Source organism: Microbacterium sp. SZ1 (genome assembly GCF_002362255.1).
Taxonomy (GTDB): Bacteria; Actinomycetota; Actinomycetes; order Actinomycetales; family Microbacteriaceae; genus Microbacterium.
Genome location: NZ_LPVV01000002.1, coordinates 154674 through 180865 on the forward strand (window position 1 = coordinate 154674; position 26192 = coordinate 180865).

The following is a 26192-nucleotide window of genomic DNA, read 5'->3' on the forward strand; positions in this document are numbered from 1 at the left end:
ACGAAGCCTAGGATCGGCCTCGTGGCGGCAGACGACGAGCGCAGACCGAACGACACCTCCCGACGGGGCTTCCTGAAGATGGGAGGGGCCGCTCTCGCGGGCGCCGTCGTCGGAGGAGCTGGCGGTGCGGCGATCGGAGCGAGCGTCGCCGGGAACTCGCGCGACGGATTCGCCGCTGACCCCGACCCGTTCGCCGCCCTCACCCCGCGCAGTGAGCCGGGCTTCGACCACCTCGTCGTCGTGATGGGTGAGAACCGGTCGTTCGACAACCTGCTCGGCTACCTCTACACGACCGAGAACCTGCCGAAAGGCGAGACCTTCGAGGGCCTGGCGTTCGGGAAGCACAGCAACACGGCATCCGACGGCACCGTCGTCGACGCCCACATCTACACCGGCGACACCGACCGCATCATGAGTTACCCCGACCCGGATCCGGGTGAGGAGTACCCGCACGTCAACACCCAGATCTTCGGCACGGTCGACCCGAAGGGCAATGCCGATCTGTTCGCCGAGCAGATGACAGCTCCCTTCAATGCGCCCACGCACGGCGAGAAGGCGACGATGTCGGGGTTCCTCGAGGACTACATCATCAACTTCCGGCGCCTGCGCAAGGGCGAGCCGCCGAAGCCCGCCGAGGCCGCGCACATCATGGGCTCGTTCTCACCCGAGATGCTGCCCGTGCTGTCGACCCTGGCGACCGAGTTCGCGGTGTTCGATCACTGGTTCGCCGGGGTGCCGTCGCAGACGTTCTGCAACCGCTCGTTCTTCCACGCGTCGACCTCGCACGGATTCGTCACCAACCAGGGCGGGGCCGGCTTCGGCAAGTGGCTCTCCGCCCCCGCTGCGCCCACCGTGTTCAACCGCCTCGAAGACAAGAAGATCAGCTGGAAGATCTACATCGACAAGCTGCAGCTCGTCTCCTACACCGGGATGCTGCATGTCGGCGTGCTGGAGAAGTACTGGCGCACCGAGCACTTCGGCACGATGGAGGACTTCTACGCCGACGCGAAGAACGGCACGCTTCCGGCATACGCGTTCATCGAGCCGCGGATGGTCTACGACCACAACGACTTCCACCCGCCGTTCGGCTCCCCGCGCGAGGGCGAGGTCGACGGGCGGGAGGTGTTCGACAGCGCGATCTCCGACGTCCGCGCGGGCGACCGCCTGATCCACGACATCTACGAGGCGATCCGCACCAGCGCGTCGCCGAAGGGGTCGAACGCGGTCAACACGCTGCTGCTCATCACCTTCGACGAGCACGGCGGCACCTACGACCACGTCCCGCCGCCCGCAGCCACGAAGCCGACGAAGGACACGGGTCCGGGCGAGATGGACTTCACGTTCGATCGCCTCGGATGCCGCGTGCCGGCCATCGCGGTGTCGGCCTACACGAAGCGCAACACAATCATCCACGATGAGATGCACCACGGATCCGTCACCGCCACGCTCTCGCGGCTCCACGGCCTGCAGCCCCTGAACGACCGCGACGAGTCGGCGAACACGATCTTCACCGTCGTGAACCTCGACAAGCCCCGGCATCCGGCCGATTGGCCGATCACCACCCCCGCCTACACGCCGCCGAATCCCGAGGAGCGGAAGCCGCAGGACGGAGTGGAGGCGCAGATGAAGCCGCTCACTCCCCCGGCCCGCGGACTGCTGGGTCTGCTCATCGCGAAGTACGGAAAGCCGGACGAGCCGGAACCGAAGACCTTCGCGGACGCGTACCGCCTGCTGCACGAACACGGCGAGGAGCTGTTCGGTCCGCCCCGGGGTTGACCGCGGTCAGAGGTCGAGGAAGTCTCCCAGCCAGGTGCGCACCTCGGCGAGACATCGCGGACTCACTGAACCCGCGACTCCGGTGAGGCGTTCGCGCGAGACCGTGCGCGGCTGTTCGGTCATCACCCACGACGGGCGGTCCAGTCCGCTCGGGCCCTCGACGAGCACGTGGTTCGGCCACCCGCGTTCGACCGTCGTGATCGGCAAGGCGATCACGAGGGTCGTCACCGCATCGAGGTACCCAGCCGAGGCAACCACGAGAACCGGGCGGTGCCCACCCTGCTCGCGCCCGCGGACAGGGGCGAGAGACGCCCAGGCGACCGCGCCGGGCAGGAGTTCGAGTTCCGTCACGACGCGGCGGGGCGGTCGAGTCGCTCCCACTCGGCGGTCTCCGCGGCATAGCTCTTCGCGTCTGCCGGGGATGTCCGCGCGAGGGCATCCTTGACCGCAGCGAGCCGACGTCGGCGATCCTCCGCATCGGCGAGGCGCTCGAGATGGGCGCCGAGGGTGAGACCGTCGCGGGCGGCCTGCGTCTTCAGGCGATCGCGCAGGTCATCACTCACCTTGATGGTCGTGGTCATACTTCGAGTATACCGAGACGCGGCTTCCGGTGAGGGGCTCCTCAGCCGTCGATGTCACTGCTGTCGCGACGTGAACGGCGTCGCGAGACCACCAGCAGCACGGCACCCACCGCGAGCACCGCCGCACCCGCGCCCGCCCAGGCGAACGTCTCCGGACCGAGGCCCGTTCCAGGAAGGCGCGTGACTCCGCCATTCCCGCCGCCCGGGGTCGCCGCACCGCCGGAGCCGGGATCGGCGGGCTGCACCGGGTCTGTCGGAGGCACGACGAGAGCAGCGAGGGTGAAGTCCTGGTCGACGAATGCCTCGCCTGCGCCTGTGATCGTGACCGTGCGCGTCGCCGAGCCGACGACCGTCGTTCCTGCGGGCGGCGTGACCGTGATCGTGTAGGTCCCGGGCGCCAGATCTCCGAGACCGTAGGCGCCCGCGGCATCCGTCGTCAGCTGCTGCGAGGTGCCGCCCCCCGCGACCGTGACGACCGCACCCGCGATCGGCGCGCCGCCGTCGCCTCGCACGACCCCGTCGATCGCGCCCAGCCGCGCCAGCGCGAAGTCCACGTCGAGGACGTCGTCGGCTGCCACGTTCTCCGTCCGCGTGGTCGCCCCGGTCGCGGTGTAGCCCGCGGGGGTCGTGACCGTCACGTCGTAGGCGCCGGAGGGCAGGCGCGGGAAGGAGTAGTCGCCGTTCGCGTCGGTGACGGCGGTGAGGGTCGTTCCACCCGGGGCCGTCGCCGTCACGGTGACACCGGGCACGCCCGCCCCGGTCGCCAGCACGCTGCCGCTGAGCGTGGGATTCTCGACGAACGCGAAGTCGACGTCCTCGATGGGCACCTCGCTGTCAGCCGGGACGTTGATGATCTGCGTCGGATCGGTGATCGAGTAGCCGGTCAACGCCGACACGACGACGGTGTGACCGCCCACCGCCACGGAGTCGAACAGGTAGAAGCCGTCGGCATCCGTGGTCGTGGACTGTCCCCCGTCGATCGACACCGTCACTCCGGCAAGCGCGTTCCCGTCGTCGTCGGTCACGCGCCCCGACACGGCCACCGGCACGATGTCGCGCACCGTGAAGTCGGCGACGGCGTCGGCATCCGTGAGATCCACCTGCTGCGCGTTCCCGCTCACCGCGATCTTCCCCGCCGGCGGAATGATCCGGACTGTGTATCCGTCGGCCGCGACGAATCCCGCGAACGAATACGAACCGTCGGGGTTCGTCGTGGCCGTGGCCACGATCACCCCGTTCGCGTCGGTGAGACTCACCGGCGCGCCCCCGAGCGGACCATCGTCGACGTCGGTCACGGCTCCCGTGATGTCACGCGCGATCGAGGCGAACCAGGTCTGATAGACCGGGAACCCGGCGCGGCGGGTGAAGACGAAGCTCAGCGAGCTGATGGGAGCGGACGGTTCGAACCAGGCCGACGCCCCGCTGGTATCGGCCGCTGCGTCGTTGCCGGTCAGCGTGAGGGTGGCGGGGTCCCAGGTCGGCACGTCTGCGGCATCCCCCGTGCACGAGGGCTTGGCGGGGAGGCCGGGAGCGCAGTAGTTGAAGCCGCCCTGGAATCCGAGCTGCGCTTCGGTGAGCGGCCGCCCGTCCGGTCCGATTGCCTGGATGCGCACCGCGTCGGCGTCGATGTCGCCGAGCACGAACGTCCACCCCGAGGTGGGGGTGGGGTTCGCGAACGAGTAGGTGGTGGTCGACGGACTTGCCGCGTTGTCCGCCCGGGGTCGGAGGTTCAGATACTGCTGGTTGACGCTCGAGCCATACTTCGCACCGACCGGCGTGTCCTCCGACAGCCAGACCGACGACCCCGAGATGACCCCGACCTGCCCTGCGCGCGAGTCACTGGTCATCGTCGCGGTGATGGCCGGACTCGCGGCGATCTCGACCGACGCCGAGTACGCGCCGCCGGAACCGGTGAGGGGCTGCCAGGTCGCCCACCTGGTGGTGGTGGCTGCCGCAGCCGGTATGGCCCCGACCAGTACGACGGCGAGCGCGACCGCGCCCGCCAGGATCCCGCTCTTCGGCGCACGCATGCGGCCAGAGTACCGGCATACTGCGCCGAAGGGGAGGGCAGATCTCAGGCCGTGACGAGGTTCAGAACCCCGGTCGCGATGAGGGTGGTCAGGCTCGTCCAGAGCACGATCGCCACAGCCTGCCACAGCAGCACCCACTGCTTCGACACACCCGTCGAGACGAGCACAGCGGCTGTGAACTGCGTCGGAAGAGCGAGCGGTCCGAGGATGCTGGCGCCCGGGACGCCGAACCGCACGAGGAAGCGCTTGAGACGCCGCACACCCTTCGACTCGGTCGTGGTCTCGGGGTCGGTCGCCTCGGCGTCGGCGGCAGCCGATCCGGCGGGCACGGGCACCGCCGACGCGCGACGTGCACGCCGGGCGAGGATCGCCGCACGGACCCGCGCGCCGAAGACGACGACGAGCAGCACCGACAGGAAGTTGCCGGTCACCGCGGCGAGCGCGGCCACGACCGGGTGGAGTCCGGCCCAGACGCCGAGGACGGAGGCGAGCTCGCCCTCGATGAAGGGGATGGCAGCGGCGAGCGCCACGATCAGCGGTTGGATGAGCAAAGGCACCTCGGAGGCGAGGTTCTGCAGGAATTCGAAGACGTTCATGTTCGCTCCTCGGAGTGAGTGCGTGGTGATCGGCGGGCGCCCCGAGCACCGCTGCACTCGGGAGCGCAGCGGGCGGGATGCCGCGGGGTCAGCGGTTCGTGATGACGGCGGTGGCCGCGAGGGTGTTCGTGATGATCGCGATCATCGTGCGGGTGACGGCTGCCGCAGCCGCATCGGCGGCCCAGTCGCTGCGCTCGATCTCCTTGGCTCGGGTCGCCGTCGTGCCGGACCAGGGGATCTCCCGGTGCAGGGTCGGCAGTCCCCCGCTCGCCGAGACGAGCGCGATGATCGCGGCAGTGCGGGGATCGGGCTGCTCGCCGTCGACGAGCGCGCGGCGCATGGCGTCGACGATCTCGCCGCGACGGCCCGTGTCGCCCTCGGAGAGCTTCGTGGTCGGGAAGACTCCGAGCGCACGATGCTCGGAGCGGTGGAGGTGGCCACGCTCGACGAGGCGGTCGAGCAGCGGAGCCCTGAGGTTCGGTCCGATCGCCGCGAGCACGCCCTGCACCTCGCGCGGTTTCTCGGAGATGTAGTCCCAGGCCGGACGCAGCAGGGCGTCGTCGGGGGCGTCCCCTTCCGCATGGATGCGCACTCCGCGGATGCCGGCGTCTTCGCTTGAGGCCTGCTCCGTGCTCGCCAGATCGGCCAGCACGGCCCCGCCGAGCACGTAGAAGAGGGTGTTCTCCCCGGCGATCGTTCCGGAGGAAGGGTCGAAGAGCGCGAGGAGAACGTCCTCGGCGAGAAGGGTGCCGGTGCGCTGCGTGTGAATGCTGTCGTCGGTCATGGAATCGAGATTAGCACACTGTACTAGCACGGTGTACTGGAACGGTGTGCCAGCCATCTAGACTCGTGTTCGGAGGCAGTGATGGGTACCAGGGAGCGAATCCTCGAAGCGACCACGGAGATGATCCGCGAGGGCAGCGAACGTCTCAGCGTGCGGGCGGTCGCGAGGCGCGCCGGATGCGGTGCGAGCACGCTGCGGCATTACTTCCCGACGCAGCGCGACCTCCTCAACGCGGCGCTCACCGCGACGTACGAGGCGGCGATGCCCGACGAGCGCATCCGCGACACCTCTGTCCCCCCGCGAGAGCGTCTTCGCGAGTGCCTGCTGCGGCTCCTCGAGCCGTTCAGTGGGCCGGATGCCGCGCGCGACGTCTGGCTGAGCATCTTCGAGGCCTTCGCCGGCCCCGAGGCGACTCCCGAGGCGCGCGCCGGATACGACGTGCTCGCGGCGCAGGCCGACCAGCGCGTCGGTGCGTGGCTGGCGATCCTCGAGGCCGAGGGCGCGCTCGCGACCGGTGACAACGCGCGCCGCACGCACTTCCTGCTCACGGTGATCGACGGTATCTCCATCGCGAGGGTCCTCCCCCGCCGTGGCACGCATCTTGAGGACGAGGCCGCCACTCTCGCGCGCGCCGTCGACGCCGTCTTCGACGTGCCCTTCCCCGTCGCGCCAGCGCACTGACGACGAAGAAGGGGCGGATGCCGCAGCATCCGCCCCTCCTTGTCACCGCGCGTCAGACCGGGTCGCCCTGCACCGGGCCCTCGGTGTTGGGCTTCCAGCCGAGCGCCGGCGCGACATGCTCCGCGAAGGCCTCGAGCACGTGCAGGTTGTACGCCGGACCGAGCTGGTTCGGGATCGTCAGCAGCAGAGTGTCGGCCGACATCACGGCCTCGTCCGCCTTGAGCTGCTCGATGAGCACGTCGGGCTCCGCGGCATACGTCTTGCCGAACGTCGAGCGGAACCCGTCGATGATGCCGACCTGGTCGGCGTTCTCCTCGCTGCGCAGACCGAAGTAGGCGCGGTCCATGTCGGACACGAGCGGGAAGACGCTGCGGCTCACCGAGACACGAGGAGCGCCGGTGTGACCGGCATCCTTGTACGCCTTGCGGAAGAGGTCGATCTGCTCGCGCTGCAACTCGTGGAACGGCTGGCCCGTCGCCTCGGTGACGAGGGTCGAACTCATCATGTTGAGACCCTTGCGACCCGTCTCCTCGGCGGTCGCCCGCGACCCGGAGCCCCACCAGATGTGGTCGCGCAGGGTCGGCGACTGCGGCTCGATCTGCAGATAGCGCCCGGCACCGACCATGCGCGGGTCGCCGGGGGCGAGTCCCTCGCCGTCGATCGCGCGCAGGAACAGGTCGAACTTCTCCCGCGCGAGCACGCTGCCGCGCTCCGGATCCTCCTCGTCGTGGAAGCCGAACGTCTCGTAACCGCGCAGCGCCGTCTCGGGTGACCCGCGGCTCACGCCGAGCGCGATCCGACCGTCGGCGATGAGGTCGAGGGCCGCGGCCTCTTCGGCGAACTGGAACGGGTTCTCGTATCGCATGTCGATCACGCCGGTGCCGACTTCGATGCGCTTCGTCCGAGCGGCCATGGCGGCCAGCACCGGCATCGGGGATGCAGCCTGGCGCGCCCAGTGGTGCACGCGCACCGAGGCGCCGTTCACGCCGAGCTCGTCGGCGCCCTCCGCGATCTCGATCGTCTGTTTGAGCATGTCACCCGCCGTGCGGGTCGCCGAACCCGGCACGTCGGCATAGTGCCCGAAAGAGAGGAATCCGAAAGCCTTCATGGTGTATTCGAACGCATGGATGCCGCGGGCTATTCCGCGTCACTTCTGCGGCCATCGTCACCTTCTGCGGCCGTGCCGGCCGACGGTGGCCGCAGAACATGCCCGAGGCCGCAGAAGTTAAGTTCACCCAGCAGCCGAGTCACGCAGCAGCCGGAGCCAGGAACCCGTCGATCACGAGCGCTCGGATCCGCGGTTCCAGGTCGGCCCAGAGCACTGCGAGAGGCACCTCGAACAGGTCGGCGAGCGCGGCGGCGATCTGCATCACGGTCAGTTCACCGTCGCAGGCGCCGACGAACGCGGCGAGCGCGGGGTCGACCGACACCGTCCGCGCGAATCCGCCGCCCTGGCGAAGCTCGATGATGCTGGGGTCATCGCTGCCGGGCAGCAGATGGCGGGCCTCGGTGACATCGGATGCCGTGACGAGCGTCATGGGCAGACCCTCGGCGAGGAGGTCGTGGGCGGCGAGTCCGGCGCGCAGCGCGCCGCCCACGTTCGACACCGGCTGGGCGACGCGCTCCAGCCGCCGCAGCGGGGCCGCTCCCGACGGGCGACGGATGAGGATGTATCCGAACCCGACGCCGGTGACACCCCGCTCCTCGAAGTCATCGAGCCAGGCGGTGAGCAGCGGCGTGAACTCCGGGTCGCGCGGAGTCGTGCCACCGTCGCGGATCCACAGCTCCGCGTACCCGAGCGGCGTGAGCTCCTCGCGCTGCACGACCCACAGGTCGAGGTCGGCCGAGACCCACGACGACAGGCGATCCAGGCCAGACCGCAGGGCGAGCTCGGCCTGGCCGCCGCGTGACTCCCAGTTCCCGAGCAGCTGGGCCGCCCCGCCGACCGTGAGGAATCCCGGTGCCGCCCGCACGAACTGCTCGACGAGCGCGTCGCCGACGAGACCGCCGTCGCGGTACTCGTACTCGGGCACTCCCTCGACCCGCGGCGTGATGACGAACGGGGGATTCGAGACGATGAGGTCGAACGCCTCACCGCCCACGGGCTCGAACATGCTGCCCAGGCGGAACTCGATGTTCGAGACGCCGTTCAGCTGCGCGTTGAGTTCGGCGTAGGCCAGTGCCCTCGCCGAGATGTCGGTCGCGACGACCGCGCCCGCATGGCGCGAAACGAGCAGCGCCTGGATGCCGCAGCCGGTGCCGAGGTCGAGCGCCCGCTCGACCTCGATCGGCATGATGATCTCCGCGAGGGTCCGTGACGCCCCGCCGACGCCGAGCACGTGGTCGGGCGGGAGGGCGCCGTCGAGGGCAACTTCATCGAGGTCGCTCGCGATCCACCACTCGCCCATGCCCTCGGCGTCGACGAACGACTGCGGGCGCAGCAGCGCGGTCGGAACCACAAGGTCGCCATCGATCCGCGCGAGACCGAGTTCCGTGAGCCCGTCCAGACCGAGCCGCGGGAGAGCGGCGGAGACGGATGCTGTCGGCTGCGGCATCCCGAGCACGAAGAGGCGTCCGAGCGTCGCGAGCACGCCGTCGTCGCCGGCCGTCGCACGCAGGATGGGCTCGCGCATGCCCCGCGCCAGGGCGTCGTCGGCCTCCTCGCCCCAGAGGCGGCGAAGGGGCTCCGACCGCAGATCGGCGGCGTCGAGGTCGGCGGCGAGCGCGGTGCTCAGGGTGTGATCGGGGACGGGCGCTGCGGTGTCGGACACGGCCGTCACTCTACGCGTCTTCAGGGTTCTCTTTCGGGCAGACGCCTAGAATCGCAAGGTCACGACTCACGAGCCGCCTGAGAACACGGCGCTCGAGGAAAGACCCCATGACCGCGAGCACCTCACAGAACGGCCTGCGCGCGCGCCTGCACCGCCTGGCGCGCGGTTCCGTCGTCGCCGCAACCGTGGTCGGCCTCTGCGCCACGGGAGGCGTCGTCCCGGCGGTCGCCGACTCGTCCGCGGAAGACCCCGCGGTCGAGCTGCACGTGTCGGCCGGTCTGCGCGGCACCGTCGCCCCCGGCAGCGCGACGACGGCATCCCTCACCGTGCAGAACGAGTCGACGTCCGAACTGCCCGCCGGCCGGGTGACCGTCGAGCTCAGCCGTACGCCGCTCGGCGATGAGACGACGCTGCAGAGCTGGCTCGACGATGCGGAGACGGCAGGGTCGTTCGACGAGATCGGCTCGGACACCACGACGCCCGTCGACCCCGACAGCTCCGCGACGACGAGCATCCTCATCCCCGCCGAGACCCTCGGCGACCTCACCCCCGGGGTCTATCCGCTGCGCGCCACGCTCACCGGGGCGGCGACCGCCGACGTCGACGAGGACGTCACCTCGACCTCGGTGCTCGTCGTCTCCGAGCCCACCGCCGCTCCGATCGCCGTGCTCGTCCCGATCACGGCGACGCCGGACGACGGCGCGCTGCTGAGCTCCGAGGAGCTCAATCTCCTCACCGCCGCCGACGGGGCGCTCACCGCCGCGCTCGAGGGCGTGTCAGGCACCTCGGCGGTGCTCGCCGTCGATCCCGCGATCCCGGCATCCGTCCGCGTGCTCGGCTCGGCGGCCCCCGCGCCCGCCGTCGAATGGCTGCGCCGGCTCGACGCCCTCCCCAACGAGCGATTCGCCCTGCAGTTCGGCGATGCCGACCTGACCACCCAGTCGCAGGCGGGGCTCACTGCTCCGCTGCAGCCGACGAGCCTCGCGCCGTATCTCGACCCGAGCCGCTTCACGAACGCCGCGACGCCTGCGCCGACCCCGTCCGACGGCGCGGCGGATCCGACTCCGCAGCCCGCCGACGGCGGCCCGCTGCTCCCCGATGACGCGACCTTGACCGCCGTCGACGGAGCCGTCGAGGGCATCGCCTGGCCGCGCACCGATGTCACCGACGCCGACCTCTCCACCTTCTCGACCTACCTCGGCGGCGACGCCATCACGATCCTGTCGTCATCGGCCACGAGCGGCACGGTCGGCGGCCACTCCCTCATCGACGGGCACGACGTGCTGGTGACGGATGCCGCGGCCTCCAGCGCCCTGTCCAAGGCGGCCAGCCAGAACAACGCCGCCGTGCGACAGCAGTTCCTCGCGCAGGCGAGCGCGCACCTCTCCCTCTCCGGCCGCGCGAGCACCACGGCGCCGGTGCTCGTGGGCCTCAGTCGGGACGACACCCGCTCGGCCGATGCGCTGAAGGAGACGATCGGCGCGGTCGACACTCCGGGCTTCTCCCTGTCGGGCATCCTCGCGGCGCCCGCGGCGACGACGACCCTCGCAACCGAACCCGACTCGGCCCGCGGCACCGATCTGCAGCGGATGCTCGCCGACGAGGCGGTGCTCGGCGAGTTCTCGACGATCCTCGACGACCCGCAGGACATGCTGAGCCCGAAGCGCATGCAGATCATGCGCGCGACCGCGGTCGGTCTCGGCGCGAAGGCGTTCGACGAGGCCGTCGCCGACGTGAAGAAGGCCACGCGCGACACCCTCGCGGCCGTCGACATCCCGCCCGCGAGCACGATCCAGCTGCTCTCGGCCAACGCCGATCTGCCGTTCTCCGTGCGCAACGACCTGCCCTGGCCCGTGAACGTCCGCCTGACGGTCTCTCCGAGCGATCCTCGCCTCGACGTGCAGTCGGTCACCGACGCGACGCTGCAGCCCGGCGCCACGACGCGCATCAGGGTTCCGGTGTCCGCCCGTGTCGGCAGCGGCGAGCTGCGGCTCGGTCTGCAGCTCTCCAGCCCCACCGGCGTCCCGATCAGCCAGCCCGAGAGCGTGCGCGTCTCGGTGCGCGCGGAGTGGGAGACGATCGGCCTCGTCCTGTTCGGCGCCCTGATCGTGCTGCTCCTCGGTCTCGGCACGATCCGCACGATCGTGCGTCGCCGACGCGACAAGCGTGCAGAAGAGGCCGAGGATGCCGTCACCACCGAGGAGTCGAATGAGTAGTCTCGGCCGCGCGAGCGCCATCATCGGCGCGGGGACCATGATCTCCCGGGTCACCGGGCTCCTCCGCACCATCGTGCTCGTCACGGTCATCGGTTCCGTCGGCGCCGGCGCCGCCGATGCGTTCGCCGTCGCGAACCAGCTGCCGAACAACGTCTTCTCGCTCATCTCGGTGGGCGTGCTGACGGCCGTGATCATCCCGCAGATCGTGAAGGCGACGGCGGATGCCGACGGCGGCAACGCCTTCATCTCGAAGCTGTTCACGCTCGGCACCGTGGCCCTCGTGGTGATCACGGGGATCGCGACGATCGCCTCACCCTGGCTCGTGTGGCTGTACGCGGGGGCCAAGGGCACACCAGAACTTGTCGCCCTGGCCACGGCGTTCGCGTACTGGTGCATGCCGCAGATCCTCTTCTACGGGCTCTACGCGCTGCTCGGAGAGGCCCTCAACGCCCGCCGCATCTTCGGACCCTTCACCTGGGCGCCGGTCGTCAACAACGTCGTCTCGATCATCGGGTTCCTCGTCATCGGCGCCGTCTTCGGAGGTCCGCTCACCCGCGTCTCCGACTGGACGCCCGAGATGATCGCCGCACTCGGCGGCACGGCGACGCTCGGCATCCTCGTCCAGGCCGCGATCCTGCTCGTCTTCTGGCGCCGCACCGGCCTCTCGCTGCGGCCCGACTTCCGGTGGCGGGGTGTCGGACTCGGCAACGTCGGCAAGCTCGCCGGTTGGACGTTCTTCATGGCGCTGGCCAGCCTCGTCGCAGGCGTGGTGCAGACGCAGATCCTCACCGAGGCCGCGGGCAAGGGCGCCTCCATCGCGACCTTCCAGTACGCGTGGCTGATCTTCATGCTCCCGTACTCGATCATCGTGCTGTCGATCGGGACGCCGTACTTCACGCAGATCAGCGAGCACGCGGCGGCGGGGCGCGACGACGAGGTCCGCGCCAACATCGCGCGCAGCATCCGCACCCTCCTCTTCTTCATCGTCGCGGCGGTCGCGGCGGTGGCCGCCGCCGCCATCCCGGCCTCCCGTGTGTTCACGAACGAGGCATCGGATGCCGAGGCCGCCGCCCTCGTGCTCCTCGGGTTCCTCGTGTGCCTGATCCCGCTGACGGTGCTCTTCATCGTGCAGCGCACGTTCTACGCCTACGGCGACACCCGCACGCCCTTCCTGTTCACGCTGTTCCAGTGCGTGCTCGTGGTGATCAGCGCCCTCGTCGCGCAGTGGCTTCTCGCCGCCGGCGTAATCGACGTCACGGCGGTGGCCGCGACGATCGCGCTCGGTCAGTCGATCGCCAGCACCATCCAGACGGTCGTGGCCACTTGGCTGCTGCACCGCAAGATCGGCGGGCTGCGCGTGCGCTCGTGGCTCGCCGCGATCGGGCGCTTCGCCATCGCGGGGATCCCCGCCGGTCTCGCCGGCTGGGGCGTCTTCCTGCTGCTCGGGGGACCTGCGGGCTGGACCACGGCCGACAAGCTCCAGGGCGCGGTCGGAACCGGCATCATCGGCATCGCGGTGCTGGTCGTCTACCTCGGCATCCTCGCCCTGTTCCGGGCACCGGAGCTGGCGGTCGCCGGGTCGCTGCTGCGCCGTTTCCTCCCCGGTCGCTGAGCCCCCGCGCGAGGGAATGCGGCACGGTTACCATTGGTTGAACCAGTCGAGCGTCCACCGACGTCTCTGCAACGCCTCGATCACGGAGAGCACATGCGTCAGGTCATCATCATCGGCTCCGGCCCCGCCGGATTCACGGCCGCCATCTACGCGGCGCGCGCGAACCTCAAGCCCCTGCTCATCGCGAGCTCGGTCGAGGTCGGCGGCGAGCTGATGAACACCACGGAGGTCGAGAACTACCCCGGCTTCCCCGAGGGCATCCAGGGCCCCGAGCTCATGGCGAAGTTCCAGGAGCAGGCCGAGAAGTTCGGCACCGAGGTCGTCTACGACGACGTCACCGAGCTCGACGTCGCCGGACCCGTCAAGAAGGTCACGCTGGGCAGCGGCGCGACCCACGAGACCCGCTCGCTCATCTACGCGACCGGCTCCGCGTACCGCAAGCTCGGCATCGGGGGCGAGGAGCGCCTGTCGGGCTACGGCGTCTCCTGGTGCGCCACCTGCGACGGCTTCTTCTTCCGCGAGAAGACGATCGCCGTGGTCGGCGGCGGCGACTCGGCGATGGAGGAGGCCACGTTCCTCACCCGCTTCGCCGACAAGGTCTACGTCATCCACCGCAAGGACTCCCTGCGCGCGTCGAAGATCATGCAGGAGCGCGCGTTCGCGAACGAGAAGATCGAGTTCGTGTGGAACAGCGAGGTCGTCGAGATCCTCGGCGGTGACTCGGTCGCCGGCGTCCAGCTGCGCAACACGGTCGACGGCACGCTGAGCGATCTCGCTCTCGACGGCCTGTTCATCGCGATCGGCAACGATCCGCGCACCCACCTCGTGCACGAGAAGCTCGAGCTCACGGCCGAGGGCACGATCTGGGTCGACGGCCGATCGTCGAAGACCTCGGTGCCCGGCGTGTTCGCCGCCGGCGACGTCATCGACCCGACCTACCGTCAGGCCATCACGGCAGCCGGTTCGGGCACGGTCGCGGCTCTCGACGCGGAGCACTTCCTCGCGGATCTCGAAGACGCCTCGGTCGAGGTGCCGGCCGCCGAGGCGGCGGAGATCATCACGGCCTGATCGGCCGGGAACACTTTCACCTCGCCCGCTGTTGTAGCAGGCGAACCTCGAATCAAGGAGAACTCTGATGAGTGCAAAGGCTACGAGCCAGGCGACCTGGGAGCAGGACGTTCTGCAGGCCGAAGGTCCCGTGCTGGTGGACTTCTGGGCCGAGTGGTGCGGACCGTGTCGCATGGTCTCGCCGGTTCTGGACGAGATCCAGTCCGACAACCCCGACAAGATCACCATCCTCAAGCTGAACGTGGACGAGAACCCGCAGCTGGCGATGCAGTACCAGATCACGTCGATCCCGGCGATGAAGGTGTTCCAGGGCGGTGAGGTCAAGACGACCATCATCGGCGCGAAGCCGAAGTTCGCCCTCGAGCAGGATCTCGCCGCGTTCATCGGCTGATCCGCTGACACGAACTCACGGGCCGTCACCCTTCGGGGTGGCGGCCCGTTCTCATTCTCGCTCGGCAAGCCGTTTGTCCGACACCGGGACCGACGGCAGCCCTCGCGCACGGCGCGCGGCGTCGACGAGCTCTTGGATCACCGGCGTCTTGGCGGCGTTATACGACGAGGAGCCCCGAGCGGCCGCCGCGACGGCATCGCATTTGGCGTGGGCGTACCGTGCAGCATCCGCCGGGTTCTCGCGCAGCCAGTCGCGCAGGATCCGCTGGTTGACCGTCTCCCACTCCGCGGCGGTGAAGAAGTGGGCTATGGCGGAGCGGATGCCGTCGCTCTCCCGCACTATCACGGGATGCGTGGTGACCGAACTGCCCACGACCCACCCCGCGTCCTCGAGAGCCGGGCGGTGCCGTTCGAAGTCGTCGTGATCGCGCACGCGTATGGCCAGGTCGATGACGGGCTTCGCCCGCATGCCCGGTACAGCGGTGGATCCGATGTGCTCGATGACCCATTCCGGATCGGCGACAGAGCGGATGCCGTCGGCCAGCGCCTCGAAGAGCGAGGGCCAGGCCGGGTCGTAGGCCTCCAGCATCCGTGGCATGTGCGCTGTCAGGGGTGGCGTCAGGACGCGTCGGCGATCGTGGGATCCCAACGGCGGTGACGTTGCTTCTCGTCGAGGAGGCCCCACACGGCCGGTGTGAGCTCGGGGTACTCCAGCGCGATCTGCCGCAGCACGCGGTAGTGACGAGCCTCGTTCGGGCGCACGCCGTCGTTCGCGGTGATGTTGTCGGCGCGCAGCAGGTACACGACGAGCTCATCGACGCTGGGAAGCTCCTCCATGAACTCCCACGGGTCCTCACCGCCCAAGAGGCGCTCCTGGATGAGCACGGCGAGCTCGTCCGACGCTTCGGCGCGCAGCACTTCGAGGCTGGCGCGGCGGGGAACGGACTCGGTCATGCTTCCAGCCTACGTCTGCTGGCGACGTCCTCGGCGCTCGACGACCAGTTCGTCCGACATCTCCTCGAGCTCGCGGCCCTTCGTCTCCGGCACCTTGAAGTACACGAAGAAGAACGACAGCAGCGCGAAGAACGCGTAGAAGCCGTAGGCGAACGTCAGGCCGATCTCGGCGAAGGCGGGGAACGTGGTCGAGATGAAGAAGTTCGCCGCCCACTGCGCCGCTGCCGCGACCGCGAGGGCGCCCGCGCGGATCGAGTTCGGGAAGATCTCTCCCAGGAGCACCCAGACCAGCGGACCCCACGTCGCGCCGAAGAACACCACGAAGCCGTTCGCGCAGATCAGCGCGACCGTCGCCCACGGGTCGGGCAGCGTCGCCGTCCCTTCCGCGTTCAGAGTGCCGAACGAGAACGCCACCGCCATGAGGCCGAGGGTCACGGTCATACCGACCGACCCGACGAGCAGCATGATGCGGCGGCCCACCTTGTCGACCAGCAGGATCGCCACGATGGTCACGACGATGTTGGTCACAGACGTGATCACCGAGGTGAGGAGGGCGCTGGACTCGTCGAATCCGACAGACTGCCACAGCGTCGTCGAGTAGTAGAAGATCACGTTGATGCCGACGAACTGCTGAAACACCGACAGCAGGATGCCGACCCACACGATCGGCTTCAGCCCGAGGCGGCTGCCGCGCAGATCGCGCAGCGACTCCGACTTCTCGGTGTCGATCGTGCCCGTGATCTCCTTGATCTTGGCGTCGACGTCGACGGTTCCGGTGACGGTCTGCAGGACTTCGGATGCCCTGTCGATCTCGCCCTTGCGCACGAGATACCGCGGAGATTCGGGCAGCCGGAGCGACACGAGCCCGTAGACGAGGGCGGGGATCGCCGCGACCATGAACATCCACCGCCAGGCCGTGAGTCCCCACAGCGGCTGGTCGGCCTGACCGGCGATTCCTGCGAGCAGCGCGTCCGACAATAGTGCGGCGAAGATTCCGGTCACGATCGCGAGTTGCTGCAGCGATCCCAGCCGGCCGCGGATCGCCGCCGGCGAGACCTCGGCGATGTATGCGGGGGCGATGACGGACGCCGCGCCCACGCCGAGTCCGCCGATCACTCGCCAGATGATGAGGTCGACGACACTGAACGCCAGGCCTGAGCCGATCGCCGAGATGAAGAACATCGCGGCGGCGACCACCATGACGGGGATACGCCCGCGCTTGTTCGCGATGGGGCCGGCGAACCAGGCGCCGACCGCGCAGCCGATGAGCGCCGACGACACCGCGAAGCCCTTGAGACCGACGTTGAGGTCGAACCCCGACACGGTTCCTGCGAGGGCATCCACTGCTCCGTTGATCACCGCCGTGTCGAAGCCGAAGAGGAAGCCGCCGAGGGCTGCCGCGATGCTGACTGCGATCACCCGGCGCTGGATGCCGGCCGGATTCTGCGCTGTGGACATTGTCGTCCCCCTCATCCTCACGATGACGCGAGTCTAGAGGACGCCCGCCTCAGCGGGGCGGCATCACGCCGAGCCGTACCCGGATTGCCCGAGTTCGTCCAGGATGCGGTTGAGGTCCTGAATCGAGGCGAAATCGATCGTGACCTGGCCTTTGCGCGCGCCCAGAGAGATCTTGACGCGCGTGTTCAGGCGGTCGCCGAGGCTGCCGGCGACCTCGTCGAGGTATGCGCGGCGTGCGCCGGGGGTCGGCTTCACAGACCGACCGGGAGCCGACGGAACGCTCTTCGCAGCCTCCTCCGTCGCCCTGACCGAGAGGTCTTCGTTCACGACCTTGTCGGCCAGTCGCTGCATCGCCTCCGGCGAGTCGAGGCTCAGGATCGCTCGAGCGTGTCCTGCTGTGAGCACGCCGGCGGCGACCCGCTGCTGCACAGGGACCGGGAGTTTGAGGAGGCGGATCGTGTTGCTGATCTGCGGCCTCGACCGTCCGATACGGGTCGCGAGCTCCTCCTGCGTGATGCCGAAGTCGTCGAGGAGCTGCTGATACGCGGATGCCTCTTCCAGAGGGTTCAGCTCCGACCGGTGCAGGTTCTCGAGCAGTGCGTCGCGGAGCAGATCCTCGTCCGCCGTCTCGCGGACGATCGCGGGGATCGCGTCGAGACCCGCTTCGCGCGCGGCACGGGTCCGGCGCTCCCCCATGATCAGCTCATAGTCGCCGTCACTGTTCTTGCGCACGACGACCGGCTGCAGCACTCCGAACTCGCGCACGCTGTGCACGAGTTCGGCGAGGTCCTCGGGGTTGAAGTGCGTACGCGGCTGCCGCGGATTCGGCACTATCTTCTGCGGGTCGACCTGCACGAGATGGATGCCGGGAACGGCCTCGAGGTCAGGAGTGTCGACCGTCTCGGTGACCGCCTCCTCCGCTGGTCGGACGCTCGCTCCAGGGAAGAAGACGTCCACGGGACGCTCCGCCTGATCGGCCGTGGGGATCAGGGCCCCGATCCCGCGACCCAAACCGGTGCGCTTCGCCATCATTTCTCCTTGCTCTGCGCCGCTGCTCGCGACGCGATCTCGACTGCGGCCTCACGATAGGCGATCGCGCCGGCCGACTGGCCGTCGTAGGCGATCACGGTCTGTCCGAAACTTGGCGCCTCCGACACCCGCACTGAACGCGGGATGACGGTGTCCAGCACCTGTGACGGGAAGTGACTGCGCACCTCATCCGCGACCTGCTGCGCCAGCCGCGTGCGTCCGTCGTACATCGTGAGCAGGATCGTGGAGAGATGGAGGCCGGGATTCAGGTGCTTCTGAATCATCTGGATGCTTCCCAGCAGCTGGCTCAGACCTTCCAGCGCGTAGTACTCGCACTGGATCGGGATGAACACCTCGGATGCCGCAGTGAAGGCATTGATCGTGAGAAGCCCGAGCGACGGCGGGCAGTCGATGATGACGAAGTCCATGCTCGTCGTCTCGAGGTAGTCGAGAAGCGCTCTGCGCAGCCGATGCTCGCGTGCGACCTGCGCGACCAGTTCGATCTCGGCGCCGGCCAGGTGGATGGTACTGGGGGCGCAGAAGAGGTTCTCGCTCTCCGGACTCTGCTGCACGATGTCGGCGAGAGGGAACTCTTCGATGAGAACGTCATAGACGCTCGGTGTATCCGCGTTGTGCGGCACGCCCAGAGCAGTCGACGCGTTGCCCTGCGGATCGAGGTCGATGACGAGCACCTTGGCGCCGAGGCTGGCCAAAGCGGAAGCGATGTTGACAGCACTCGTCGTCTTGCCCACGCCGCCCTTCTGGTTGGAGATCGTGAAGATGCGGGTGTCCCCCGAGAACTCGACGTGTACGTTCTCCAAGGCCCGGCGACGAGCGGAGAGGTCTGCGAGTTCCCGCGCGAGCGGCGTGTCCATCCCGAAGGAGTCCTTCGACGATGCCTGTTCGGACTGTTTCACGTGAAACATCCACTCCTTTCGGGGCCGTCTTCCACTCTAATCGGTCGGTCGGACGTTGCTTGCGTTAGTGCTCGCGTTCTGGCGGCACAGGACTGTCCTCTCCATTCACGAAGCGAGACCCTCCCGATTCGCAAGACCCCTCCGAGGCTCATTCCCGAGAGCACCCCTCCCCCACGGACCTACCTGCAGGGCCCGTCGCTGCTAGTTCGGTGTACGGACCTGCTCCAGCCGTTGCGTCGATGTCTGGCGGAGAACTCGGGAGCCTTCGCCCTGATGTTTTCGTAGCATCATCGCTGCCTCCTGACGGCGTCGCGCTGGCTACGGTCACGTACAGCGTCCGCTCCCAGTTATCGGCATCGCCTGCGCGTCACGCGCTTCGCTCTCAGGTTTCACGTGAAACGGCCCGGTGATCCGTGGCCGACGTCGCCGCAGTCTTCCTATCAACGGTCCGCTATCCCCCATCCCCGGTGTCTCTGCTCAGTCTTGCTCCCTCCAGTCCCTCGATGGAGTCACCCCCATCACCATGCAAATCCTTCGCTGCGTTCCGTCGCCCCCTCCTCAACCCTGACGCCGTCTCCCCGAACTCCGCTCGACTGTCTTCTCCTCTCCGTTCCCACCCCATCGCTCCGTACGACTACCCGCGTCCGACTTTTCCGTCCGGCTACCCCCGTCCGACCGTCCCGTCCGAGTACTCCCGTCCGGCTGCCCGCGTCGGTCTCCCCCTTTCGACCGTCCCGAACCAACCGCCCCATGTGACGTTTCGCGCGCGACGATCCCGATCACTCTCCCCCGCCCGTCCACCTCCCCATCCATCCACTTTCCCCGTCCGACCTTCGCGTCAAAACAACTGTCGCCGTGGGAGCGATCCAAGACGGCCACCCCGTGCGACCAGCCCGTCCTACTAGCCAGCCGATCGTCTCCATCCGATCGTTCCGATCCGATCGTTCCGATCCGATCGTTCCGATCCGACCGTCTCTATCCGACCGTCTCCATCCGGCCGTGCCCCTCGGACCGTCCCCACGGGGTGTCCTGGTCTGACCTTCCGCCGCCGCATCCTCCCTAGGGACACCCCCGTGTCGCCGGCTTCAAACCCGAGCCGCTGTCAACGTGGCGTGCCGCTCTGACACGCCGAGCCGCGCATTCCGGGCTTGCATCGCCGCTGTCTAGCGCGACACTGTCTGCGATGTTTCACGTGAAACACGGGGTATCCCGTAGTCGGTCGCTCGAAGTCGCCGTTCGCCACCAGACCGCGCCTCCCGTTTCGATCCGCATGGAGGTTGAACGAACCCTCCGCCACGGCCGTGGAGCGCAGCGGATCGTTACTAGGGCCGTCGCGATCCCTGGGTCAGCTACTCCTACCCACTCGGGGCCTTGCGCGGGATCTGATGCTGCGCGAGCGATGGTGTGGTGAAACCACGTTCAACGGAGCCGTCGCTCTACACCCAGGAGAGGACCGGTCACCATCCAGTCAGACAACTCCCATGTCGCGACGCGCCGAGGTCGAATGTCGCGACTTCTTCTTGCCGCTCGGTCTCGCCGCATTCGGGCTCCGGGTGGTGCACCATGTGATAGCTGATCCATCGATCGCTGAGCGCATCACCGGGCGCGCCCACCGCTCGCGCGGCGGCTGGCGCATCCGCATCCCGGCGCAGCACACCCGCATCGCCACCGCCCCTCTGTCCAGGGTCGGTCAGATCCGGACTCAACTCAGTACGGCATAACCGACACGGGACGTTTCACGTGAAACGGTCACACATGCCCCCACCCACGCAAGGACGCGCACACCTGCGGAGTTCTGAGCTTGTCGATTCGGCGCTGATGAGGAGGGCTTGCGGGCCTCAGCCTGTTCTCACGCACCAACTGCTCGCTCGCCGGCACCATAGCGGCGGCCGCGTCGACCTAGCTCACTGCCGCCGCGACCCACCGCGCCTCGCGGGGCCTGCAGACGCGCGATGTTTCACGTGAAACGGCGGGGTGCGTGTAGGAAATGGCGAATGCGCTCAACGGTCTCGGCGACCGGATGCGTGGTACTGATCTCCGCCGTCGCGGTCGCCCGGAGCAGGGGCTCAACCGACGCCGTGTACTCGAGGATCTCCTGTCGCTCGGCTTCTGTCTTGCCGTACGGGTTCCCATAACGACGAGCGATCCGCTCGATCATCACCGATGTCGGAACGGACAGCAGGATGACGTGGTCGAAGGCGTCATACAAGAGTCCCTGGTTCTCGACGGTCCCCGCAACGACGACATCTTCGTGCTCATCAAGCAGAGACCGAACCCGGTCGAGATCCCACAGCTCTCGTGAGACCTTCCACTCTCCGGAGTCGGTGTCGACGGCCATCACTCCGTCAGCCGCCAGGGCGGCGACGACGGTCGACTTGCCGACCCCCGACATCCCCGTCACCAGAACGCGCGCCACGTCCCAACCTATCTCGAAGCTTTCCAAAAGGTTTCACGTAAAACACGGCGGAACATCGAGCGACATCGACCTCCTTGCCCGCAGCCGGCGAGCGAAGCAAGACGCTGCCACCAGGTCACCTCACCAGCTGAACGTGCTCCCTGCACGCGCACGGGCAGGCGAGCACCACACGAGAGCGGAGGTGTGTGCTCCGAATGAGCATCGGGAGGGGCCCGCGAAGCGGGAGGGTCCCTGCTCTGCGAATGAAGAGCACACACCGCAGCGGCGGCCCGAGATGCTCAACTCAACCGAAGGATCAGGAACGGACGAAAGCCCGCACCACGCGAGTGACCTCGGTCTCAGGCAGCACTCCCTCACCCAGTACCTCGACCCGAACATCCGACAGGCGGTGCTTCTTGATCTGCTTCTGCGCTGCGTCGATCTCATTAGCAGCGTTCTTGCCTTTGAGGAGGACCAACTCTCCCCCGCTGCGCACGAGCGGTGCGGTCCACGGCAGTAGAGTGCGGAGAGCGCTCACGGCACGGGCGGTCACGACGTCGAATCCCTCGGGGCGGTCCACTTCCTCGGCGCGTGCGCGAAGGACTTCCACGTTGTCGAGGCCGAGTGCGCTCATCTGCTCCGTGAGCCAGGTCACGCGACGTTCCATGGGCTCGACGAGGGTGAAGCGCACATCAGGGCGCGCGATGGCGAGCACCAGTCCTGGAAGTCCGGCACCCGACCCCACATCGGCGACCTCTCCATGGAACAGCGGGGCGGCGATGGCGCTGTTGAGAACATGCCTCGTCCAGAGTCGAGGAAGCTCGAGCGGTCCGATGAGTCCACGCTCTTCACCCTGATCAGCGAGAGCGGTCGTGAACTGACGAGCGATGTCGATACGGTCGCCGAACAGCTCAGCCGCCGACGACGGCTCCGCTTCGAGCTCACTCACGGACAGGTCCTCGATGTTTCACGTGAAACGTCAGTGACGACGCAGGACCGTGTGGCGGTCCGCGCCCTCGCCGTACGACTCGGAGACGAGCCCGTGTTCCGCTGCGATGTCGTGCACCAGCTTGCGCTCGTAGCTCGACATGGCCGGCAACGACGCCTGCGATGCGCCGTCCTCGAGCTTGGCGGCAGCAGCACTCACGAGCGTCTCGAGCTGACGACGACGCGTGTCCCGCGACCCGCCGATGTCGAGGATCAAGCGCGAGAACGAACCGGTCTTGTTCTGCACGGCCAGGCGCGTCAGCTCCTGCAGCGCCTGGACGGTGTCGGGCGCCGACAGCAGCGCGAGGGCGTCACCCTCAGCTTCGACCGAGACGTAGGCACGTCCCTGCCGCACGTCGAGGTTCAGGTCACCGTCGATGTCGGCGATGTCGAGGAGTTCCTCGAGGTAGTCGGCGGCGACGTCGCCCTCGTTCTCCAGCTGAGCGACCGTCGGCTCGACGGTCTCGGTCAGGTTGTCGGTCATGAACCGCTCCCCTTCTTCTTCGCACGCTTCTTGCCGACCGGCTGCTGACGCTTCGGAGCCTCGGCCTTGATGCGCTCCGCCTCCTCCAGCAGTCGCTTCTGCTCCGCCTCGTAGCTCGCCATCGAGACGACCTTGCCCGACGAGTCGATCGCCTTTCCCTTGCGAGCGAGGCGCTCTTCCCGTGCCTTGGCTGCGTCCGAGCCGGGGGTCGGCATTTCGCGGATCACGAGGAACTGCTGCCCCATCGTCCAAAGGTTCGAGATGAACCAGTAGATGACGACGCCGAGCGGGAAGAACACACCCGAGAAGATGAAGCCCAGTGGCAGCACGTAGAGCATGATCTTCTGCATCTGGTACGCCTGGCCCGTCTTGGCCTCGGGCGACAGGTTCTTCGAGATGATCTGCAGCTGCGTGAAGAACTGCGACGCGATCATGAGCACCACGAGAGTGACGAGGATGATGATCGCGGTGGTGTTCTGCGCGTCGATCGCATTGCCGAGCGTCTCGTGCAGCGACGCGACGCCGAACAGCTTCGCGTCGTAGAACTCCTTGGTCAGCTCCGCGTTGAGGAGACCGACACCACCGATCTCGAGCCGCGCGTGCTTGCTCACATCGCTGAGCACGCTGTACAGCGAGAAGAACACCGGCATCTGCACGAGAAGAGGCAGACAGCTCGACATCGGCGTCGTGCCGTGCTTCTTGTACAACGCCATCGTCTCGCGGCTCATCGCCTCACGGCTGAGCTGGTCCTTCTTACCGCGATACTTCTCCTGCACTTTTCGCAGTTCAGGAGCGATTTCCATCATCTTTCGCTGGCTCTTGATCTGCTTCACGAAGAGCGGGATGAGGGCAGCGCGGACCACGATCACGAGGCCCACGATCGACAGCACCCAGGTGAGCCCGGATGCCGCGGGCATGCCGACCGCGGTCAGCAGCCAGTGCCAGGCGACGAGCACCATCTCGACGAGCCACTTGAGCGGCCACAGGATGGTCCCGAGCAGATCGAAACCGCCGGAAGCGGGCTCCGGCGAGGGGGTGGTACTGGCGAGCAGAAGGTCTAGACCCACCGTTCAATCCTTTCGGGCAGGGACGACGAAACCGCGAGCGGTCAGGTCATGGCGGAAGTGTTCGTGCGGACGGACGTCATCGACGCCGCCGCGAGTCCAGGGATTGCAACGGAGGATGCGCCATACCGAGAGCAGAGCTCCCTTCACCGCGCCGTGCTGTTGCACCGCTCCTACAGCGTAAGCGGAGCAGGAGGGGTAGTACGCACAGACATCTCCGTACAGAGGGGAGATGACCTTTCGATACCCGACCAGGAACCCGAGCACGAGATTGCGCGGGATCAGGGGGATGCTGCGCACGAGGTCGTGCGAGTGGAGATGGGCGGTCCCGATGGACGACGCCGGCAGGGCGGTCATGTCGGCACCTGCGACAGCCGGCCGAGACACCGGTTCACGTCGGCGCTGAGTTCGGCGTAACTCGCTGACGCGGATGCAGGAAGGGCACGGATGACGACATCCGTGCCCTCGGGCACCCGAGCGAGCGCCTCCGCACAGACGGCTTTCAAGCGCCGTCGAACGGTGTTGCGCACCACAGCGGTGCCGACCTGCTTGCTGATGATGAATCCGAACCTCGCGGCTCTGCCCTCACCCGTCGTCAGCATCGAGGTAACCACACGGGCCCCGCCACAGCGCGATCCGCGTCGAACGACCAGTCGATAGTCGCTCCCGCGTGTCAGACGAAACGGGCGGGCGAGCACAGCGGATTACGCGGAGAGCTCGGTGCGGCCCTTCGCACGGCGGGCCGAGAGGATGGCGCGGCCGGCGCGGGTGCGCATACGGGCGCGGAAGCCGTGCTTCTTGGCGCGACGACGGTTGTTGGGCTGGAAGGTGCGCTTGCTCATGGGATCACTCCGGGAATGCTGCCACCGGAACCTGTATCGACCGGAGACATAGGGAACTGCCGTTCAGGCATAAGTCAACCGATTAAGGGTACGTCCTGCCAGCGCGCAGAGCAAATCTGCGCGCTCGTCCGGTCATCCGTCGGCACGATCCGCACAGCCATTATCCACAACCTCGCGTATGCACGTCCGTGCAACACGCGCGCGTCTTTCCCAGGCCAGGTTGCCGTTCACGGCCACGGTGACTACCGTGGCATCCGAAGTTATCCACAGGGGGGCGCGTTCCACGACGACCCCCGCGATCCCCCAGTCCGGAGCGTCATGTCCTCACCAGCCCAGCCTGACGTTCCGATCTGGACCACGGTGCAGGAGCTGCTCGAGGCGGACGACCGCGTGACCCCCCAGCTGCAGGGCTTCCTCAGCCTCGCCGTCCCGGCCGGTGTGATGGCCGCGACACTGTATCTCGAGGTGCCCAACGACCTCACCGCCGCACAGATCAACAAGCGTCTGCGCCTGCCGATCATGGAGGCCCTGTCGCACATCGGCGACGAGGTCACCTCTTACCGCACGGTCGTGAACCATGAGCTCGCCGAGCAGCCGACCGCACCCATCGCCGTCGCCGACTTCGGCCGCCAGGAGCAGGTGCGCATCGAGTCGCCCATGGAGCAGGCTCCGGCGCCGATGCGCCACGAGTCCCGGCTGAATCCGAAGTACACGTTCGACAACTTCGTCATCGGCCAGTCCAACCGCTTCGCCCACGCGGCGGCGGTCGCGGTGGCCGAAGCGCCGGCCAAGGCCTACAACCCGCTCTTCATCTACGGGGACTCGGGCCTCGGCAAGACCCACCTCCTCCATGCGATCGGCGACTACGCCCAGTCCCTCTACGCGGGCGTCAAGGTGAGGTACGTGTCGAGCGAGGAGTTCACGAACGACTTCATCAACTCGATCGCGAACAACCGCGGCGCCGCTTTCCAGGCCCGCTATCGCGACGTCGACATCCTCCTCATCGACGACATCCAGTTCCTCCAGGGGCGTGCGGAGACCCAGGAGGCCTTCTTCCATACGTTCAACACCCTGCACGACCACAACAAGCAGGTCGTGATCACGAGCGATGTCGCGCCCAAGCACCTCACCGGCTTCGAGGACCGGATGCGGAGCCGCTTCGAGTGGGGCCTCATCACCGACGTGCAGGCGCCGGACCTCGAGACCCGTATCGCGATCCTCCGAAAGAAGGCGCAGAGCGAGGCGCTGCACATCCCCGACGAGGTGCTCGAGTACATCGCGACCGTGGTGTCGTCGAACATCCGCGAACTCGAGGGCGCCCTCATCCGGGTGTCGGCATTCGCGAGCCTCAACCGCTCGGCGCTCGACATCTCCCTCGCGCAGACCGTGCTGCGCGACATCGTCGACACGGCGGAGGACAACGTCATATCGCCGACCGACATCATCACGGCGACCGCGCAGTACTTCAAGCTGACCGTCGACGACCTCTACGGCTCGAGCCGGTCGCAGCAGATCGCGACCGCGCGACAGATCGCCATGTACCTGTGCCGTGAGCGC

General features: G+C 67.9%; 27 protein-coding genes. 8 read left to right on the forward strand and 19 right to left on the reverse strand.

Annotated features, from left to right (window positions below):
- Positions 1–21: 21 nt before the first annotated feature.
- Positions 22–1776, forward strand: coding sequence for an alkaline phosphatase family protein (locus AUC47_RS02100; protein ID WP_256999406.1), 1755 nt, complete (start codon positions 22–24; stop codon positions 1774–1776).
- Positions 1777–1782: 6 nt separating this feature from the next.
- On the opposite strand, the gene AUC47_RS02105 is transcribed toward AUC47_RS02100, so the two are convergent.
- The 5 genes from AUC47_RS02105 to AUC47_RS02125 all read right to left on the reverse strand — a co-directional run bounded on the left by AUC47_RS02105 (position 1783) and on the right by AUC47_RS02125 (position 5767).
- Positions 1783–2127 (reverse strand): type II toxin-antitoxin system PemK/MazF family toxin, encoded by a 345-nt coding sequence (locus AUC47_RS02105; protein WP_096713623.1) that lies wholly within the window; start codon positions 2125–2127, stop codon positions 1783–1785.
- Complete coding sequence (locus AUC47_RS02110) at positions 2124–2357, reverse strand: ribbon-helix-helix protein (RefSeq protein ID WP_096713581.1); 234 nt, start codon at positions 2355–2357, stop codon at positions 2124–2126. The genes AUC47_RS02105 and AUC47_RS02110 overlap by 4 nt, the downstream gene beginning before the upstream one ends.
- A 41-nt stretch (positions 2358–2398) precedes the next feature.
- The gene (locus AUC47_RS02115) at positions 2399–4387 is read right to left on the reverse strand and encodes an MSCRAMM family protein (RefSeq protein WP_096713582.1); all 1989 of its coding nucleotides are present in this window, start codon (positions 4385–4387) and stop codon (positions 2399–2401) included.
- A 44-nt stretch (positions 4388–4431) separates the two neighbouring features.
- Positions 4432–4983, reverse strand: coding sequence for a small multidrug efflux protein (locus tag AUC47_RS02120; protein ID WP_096713583.1), 552 nt, complete (start codon positions 4981–4983; stop codon positions 4432–4434).
- A gap of 88 nt (positions 4984–5071) precedes the next feature.
- Positions 5072–5767 carry a GOLPH3/VPS74 family protein gene (locus AUC47_RS02125; protein ID WP_096713584.1) on the reverse strand — a complete coding sequence of 232 codons (696 nt, stop codon included), beginning with the start codon at positions 5765–5767 and terminating at the stop codon, positions 5072–5074.
- An 81-nt stretch (positions 5768–5848) separates the two neighbouring features.
- Between AUC47_RS02125 and AUC47_RS02130 the strand changes: the two genes are divergently transcribed.
- A complete protein-coding gene (locus tag AUC47_RS02130; protein ID WP_096713585.1) occupies positions 5849–6448 on the forward strand; it encodes a TetR/AcrR family transcriptional regulator in 600 nt (199 codons plus the stop codon).
- Between the two features lie 52 nt (positions 6449–6500).
- On the opposite strand, the gene AUC47_RS02135 is transcribed toward AUC47_RS02130, so the two are convergent.
- Together AUC47_RS02135 and AUC47_RS02140 are read right to left on the reverse strand one after the other, a co-directional pair.
- The gene (locus tag AUC47_RS02135; protein ID WP_096713586.1) at positions 6501–7556 is read right to left on the reverse strand and encodes an LLM class flavin-dependent oxidoreductase; all 1056 of its coding nucleotides are present in this window, start codon (positions 7554–7556) and stop codon (positions 6501–6503) included.
- A 139-nt stretch (positions 7557–7695) separates the two neighbouring features.
- Positions 7696–9228: a DUF7059 domain-containing protein gene (locus tag AUC47_RS02140; protein ID WP_096713587.1), complete on the reverse strand. Its 1533-nt coding sequence runs from the start codon at positions 9226–9228 to the stop codon at positions 7696–7698.
- Between the two features lie 98 nt (positions 9229–9326).
- On the opposite strand from AUC47_RS02140, the gene AUC47_RS02145 reads away from it, so the two are divergent.
- From AUC47_RS02145 to trxA, 4 genes are all read left to right on the forward strand, one after another.
- Positions 9327–11435, forward strand: a complete 2109-nt coding sequence (locus AUC47_RS02145; RefSeq protein WP_096713588.1) for a DUF6049 family protein — start codon at positions 9327–9329, stop codon at positions 11433–11435.
- Positions 11428–13047 (forward strand): murein biosynthesis integral membrane protein MurJ, encoded by a 1620-nt coding sequence (murJ, locus tag AUC47_RS02150; RefSeq protein ID WP_096713589.1) that lies wholly within the window; start codon positions 11428–11430, stop codon positions 13045–13047. Before AUC47_RS02145 ends, murJ begins: the two co-directional genes overlap by 8 nt.
- A gap of 93 nt (positions 13048–13140) precedes the next feature.
- Entirely contained in the window at positions 13141–14115 is a 975-nt protein-coding gene (trxB, locus tag AUC47_RS02155; protein ID WP_096713590.1) for a thioredoxin-disulfide reductase, read from the forward strand.
- Between the two features lie 67 nt (positions 14116–14182).
- Entirely contained in the window at positions 14183–14506 is a 324-nt protein-coding gene (gene trxA, locus AUC47_RS02160) for a thioredoxin (RefSeq protein WP_096713591.1), read from the forward strand.
- 51 nt (positions 14507–14557) lie between these two features.
- Here trxA and AUC47_RS02165 read toward each other — a convergent pair whose 3' ends face one another.
- From AUC47_RS02165 to AUC47_RS02185, 5 genes are all read right to left on the reverse strand, one after another.
- Positions 14558–15103, reverse strand: a complete 546-nt coding sequence (locus AUC47_RS02165; protein WP_096713592.1) for a GrpB family protein — start codon at positions 15101–15103, stop codon at positions 14558–14560.
- Positions 15104–15123: 20 nt separating this feature from the next.
- The gene (locus AUC47_RS02170; protein ID WP_096713593.1) at positions 15124–15459 is read right to left on the reverse strand and encodes a tryptophan synthase subunit alpha; all 336 of its coding nucleotides are present in this window, start codon (positions 15457–15459) and stop codon (positions 15124–15126) included.
- Positions 15460–15468: 9 nt separating this feature from the next.
- The gene (locus tag AUC47_RS02175) at positions 15469–16917 is read right to left on the reverse strand and encodes a sugar porter family MFS transporter (protein ID WP_096713594.1); all 1449 of its coding nucleotides are present in this window, start codon (positions 16915–16917) and stop codon (positions 15469–15471) included.
- A 63-nt stretch (positions 16918–16980) separates the two neighbouring features.
- Positions 16981–17946 (reverse strand): ParB/RepB/Spo0J family partition protein, encoded by a 966-nt coding sequence (locus tag AUC47_RS02180; protein WP_179297481.1) that lies wholly within the window; start codon positions 17944–17946, stop codon positions 16981–16983.
- Positions 17946–18872, reverse strand: a complete 927-nt coding sequence (locus tag AUC47_RS02185; protein WP_096713596.1) for a ParA family protein — start codon at positions 18870–18872, stop codon at positions 17946–17948. Before AUC47_RS02185 ends, AUC47_RS02180 begins: the two co-directional genes overlap by 1 nt.
- A 1472-nt stretch (positions 18873–20344) precedes the next feature.
- Between AUC47_RS02185 and AUC47_RS02190 the strand changes: the two genes are divergently transcribed.
- Positions 20345–20584, forward strand: coding sequence for a hypothetical protein (locus AUC47_RS02190; RefSeq protein WP_096713597.1), 240 nt, complete (start codon positions 20345–20347; stop codon positions 20582–20584).
- Between the two features lie 236 nt (positions 20585–20820).
- Here the strand turns inward: AUC47_RS02190 and AUC47_RS02195 are convergent, their stop codons facing one another.
- The 7 genes from AUC47_RS02195 to rpmH all read right to left on the reverse strand — a co-directional run bounded on the left by AUC47_RS02195 (position 20821) and on the right by rpmH (position 24635).
- Positions 20821–21279, reverse strand: coding sequence for an AAA family ATPase (locus tag AUC47_RS02195; RefSeq protein WP_218838192.1), 459 nt, complete (start codon positions 21277–21279; stop codon positions 20821–20823).
- 295 nt (positions 21280–21574) lie between these two features.
- Positions 21575–22207, reverse strand: a complete 633-nt coding sequence (rsmG, locus tag AUC47_RS02200) for a 16S rRNA (guanine(527)-N(7))-methyltransferase RsmG (protein WP_096713598.1) — start codon at positions 22205–22207, stop codon at positions 21575–21577.
- Between the two features lie 30 nt (positions 22208–22237).
- Positions 22238–22729 (reverse strand): Jag family protein, encoded by a 492-nt coding sequence (locus AUC47_RS02205; RefSeq protein WP_096713599.1) that lies wholly within the window; start codon positions 22727–22729, stop codon positions 22238–22240.
- Positions 22726–23796: a membrane protein insertase YidC gene (yidC, locus tag AUC47_RS02210; RefSeq protein ID WP_096713600.1), complete on the reverse strand. Its 1071-nt coding sequence runs from the start codon at positions 23794–23796 to the stop codon at positions 22726–22728. The genes AUC47_RS02205 and yidC overlap by 4 nt, the downstream gene beginning before the upstream one ends.
- 3 nt (positions 23797–23799) lie before the next feature.
- Positions 23800–24150 (reverse strand): membrane protein insertion efficiency factor YidD, encoded by a 351-nt coding sequence (gene yidD / locus AUC47_RS02215; protein ID WP_096713601.1) that lies wholly within the window; start codon positions 24148–24150, stop codon positions 23800–23802.
- Positions 24147–24491 carry a ribonuclease P protein component gene (gene rnpA / locus AUC47_RS02220; protein ID WP_096713602.1) on the reverse strand — a complete coding sequence of 115 codons (345 nt, stop codon included), beginning with the start codon at positions 24489–24491 and terminating at the stop codon, positions 24147–24149. The genes yidD and rnpA overlap by 4 nt, the downstream gene beginning before the upstream one ends.
- Positions 24492–24497: 6 nt before the next feature.
- Positions 24498–24635 (reverse strand): 50S ribosomal protein L34, encoded by a 138-nt coding sequence (gene rpmH, locus AUC47_RS02225; RefSeq protein WP_022879826.1) that lies wholly within the window; start codon positions 24633–24635, stop codon positions 24498–24500.
- Between the two features lie 318 nt (positions 24636–24953).
- Between rpmH and dnaA the strand changes: the two genes are divergently transcribed.
- Positions 24954–26192: chromosomal replication initiator protein DnaA (dnaA, locus tag AUC47_RS02230; protein ID WP_096713603.1), on the forward strand; the 1239-nt coding region annotated here is incomplete at its 3' end.

Coding starts and splice junctions, on each gene's coding strand:
- AUC47_RS02110 (WP_096713581.1), bottom strand. CDS start 2,357: ATGACCACGACCATCAAGGTGAGTGATGACCTGCGCGATCGCCTGAAG.
- AUC47_RS02115 (WP_096713582.1), bottom strand. CDS start 4,387: ATGCGTGCGCCGAAGAGCGGGATCCTGGCGGGCGCGGTCGCGCTCGCC.
- AUC47_RS02120 (WP_096713583.1), bottom strand. CDS start 4,983: ATGAACGTCTTCGAATTCCTGCAGAACCTCGCCTCCGAGGTGCCTTTG.
- AUC47_RS02125 (WP_096713584.1), bottom strand. CDS start 5,767: ATGACCGACGACAGCATTCACACGCAGCGCACCGGCACCCTTCTCGCC.
- AUC47_RS02130 (WP_096713585.1), top strand. CDS start 5,849: ATGGGTACCAGGGAGCGAATCCTCGAAGCGACCACGGAGATGATCCGC.
- AUC47_RS02135 (WP_096713586.1), bottom strand. CDS start 7,556: ATGAAGGCTTTCGGATTCCTCTCTTTCGGGCACTATGCCGACGTGCCG.
- AUC47_RS02145 (WP_096713588.1), top strand. CDS start 9,327: ATGACCGCGAGCACCTCACAGAACGGCCTGCGCGCGCGCCTGCACCGC.
- murJ (WP_096713589.1), top strand. CDS start 11,428: ATGAGTAGTCTCGGCCGCGCGAGCGCCATCATCGGCGCGGGGACCATG.
- trxB (WP_096713590.1), top strand. CDS start 13,141: ATGCGTCAGGTCATCATCATCGGCTCCGGCCCCGCCGGATTCACGGCC.
- trxA (WP_096713591.1), top strand. CDS start 14,183: ATGAGTGCAAAGGCTACGAGCCAGGCGACCTGGGAGCAGGACGTTCTG.
- AUC47_RS02165 (WP_096713592.1), bottom strand. CDS start 15,103: ATGCCACGGATGCTGGAGGCCTACGACCCGGCCTGGCCCTCGCTCTTC.
- AUC47_RS02170 (WP_096713593.1), bottom strand. CDS start 15,459: ATGACCGAGTCCGTTCCCCGCCGCGCCAGCCTCGAAGTGCTGCGCGCC.
- AUC47_RS02175 (WP_096713594.1), bottom strand. CDS start 16,917: ATGTCCACAGCGCAGAATCCGGCCGGCATCCAGCGCCGGGTGATCGCA.
- AUC47_RS02180 (WP_179297481.1), bottom strand. CDS start 17,946: ATGGCGAAGCGCACCGGTTTGGGTCGCGGGATCGGGGCCCTGATCCCC.
- AUC47_RS02185 (WP_096713596.1), bottom strand. CDS start 18,872: ATGTTTCACGTGAAACAGTCCGAACAGGCATCGTCGAAGGACTCCTTC.
- AUC47_RS02190 (WP_096713597.1), top strand. CDS start 20,345: ATGTCGCGACGCGCCGAGGTCGAATGTCGCGACTTCTTCTTGCCGCTC.
- AUC47_RS02205 (WP_096713599.1), bottom strand. CDS start 22,729: ATGACCGACAACCTGACCGAGACCGTCGAGCCGACGGTCGCTCAGCTG.
- yidD (WP_096713601.1), bottom strand. CDS start 24,150: ATGACCGCCCTGCCGGCGTCGTCCATCGGGACCGCCCATCTCCACTCG.
- rpmH (WP_022879826.1), bottom strand. CDS start 24,635: ATGAGCAAGCGCACCTTCCAGCCCAACAACCGTCGTCGCGCCAAGAAG.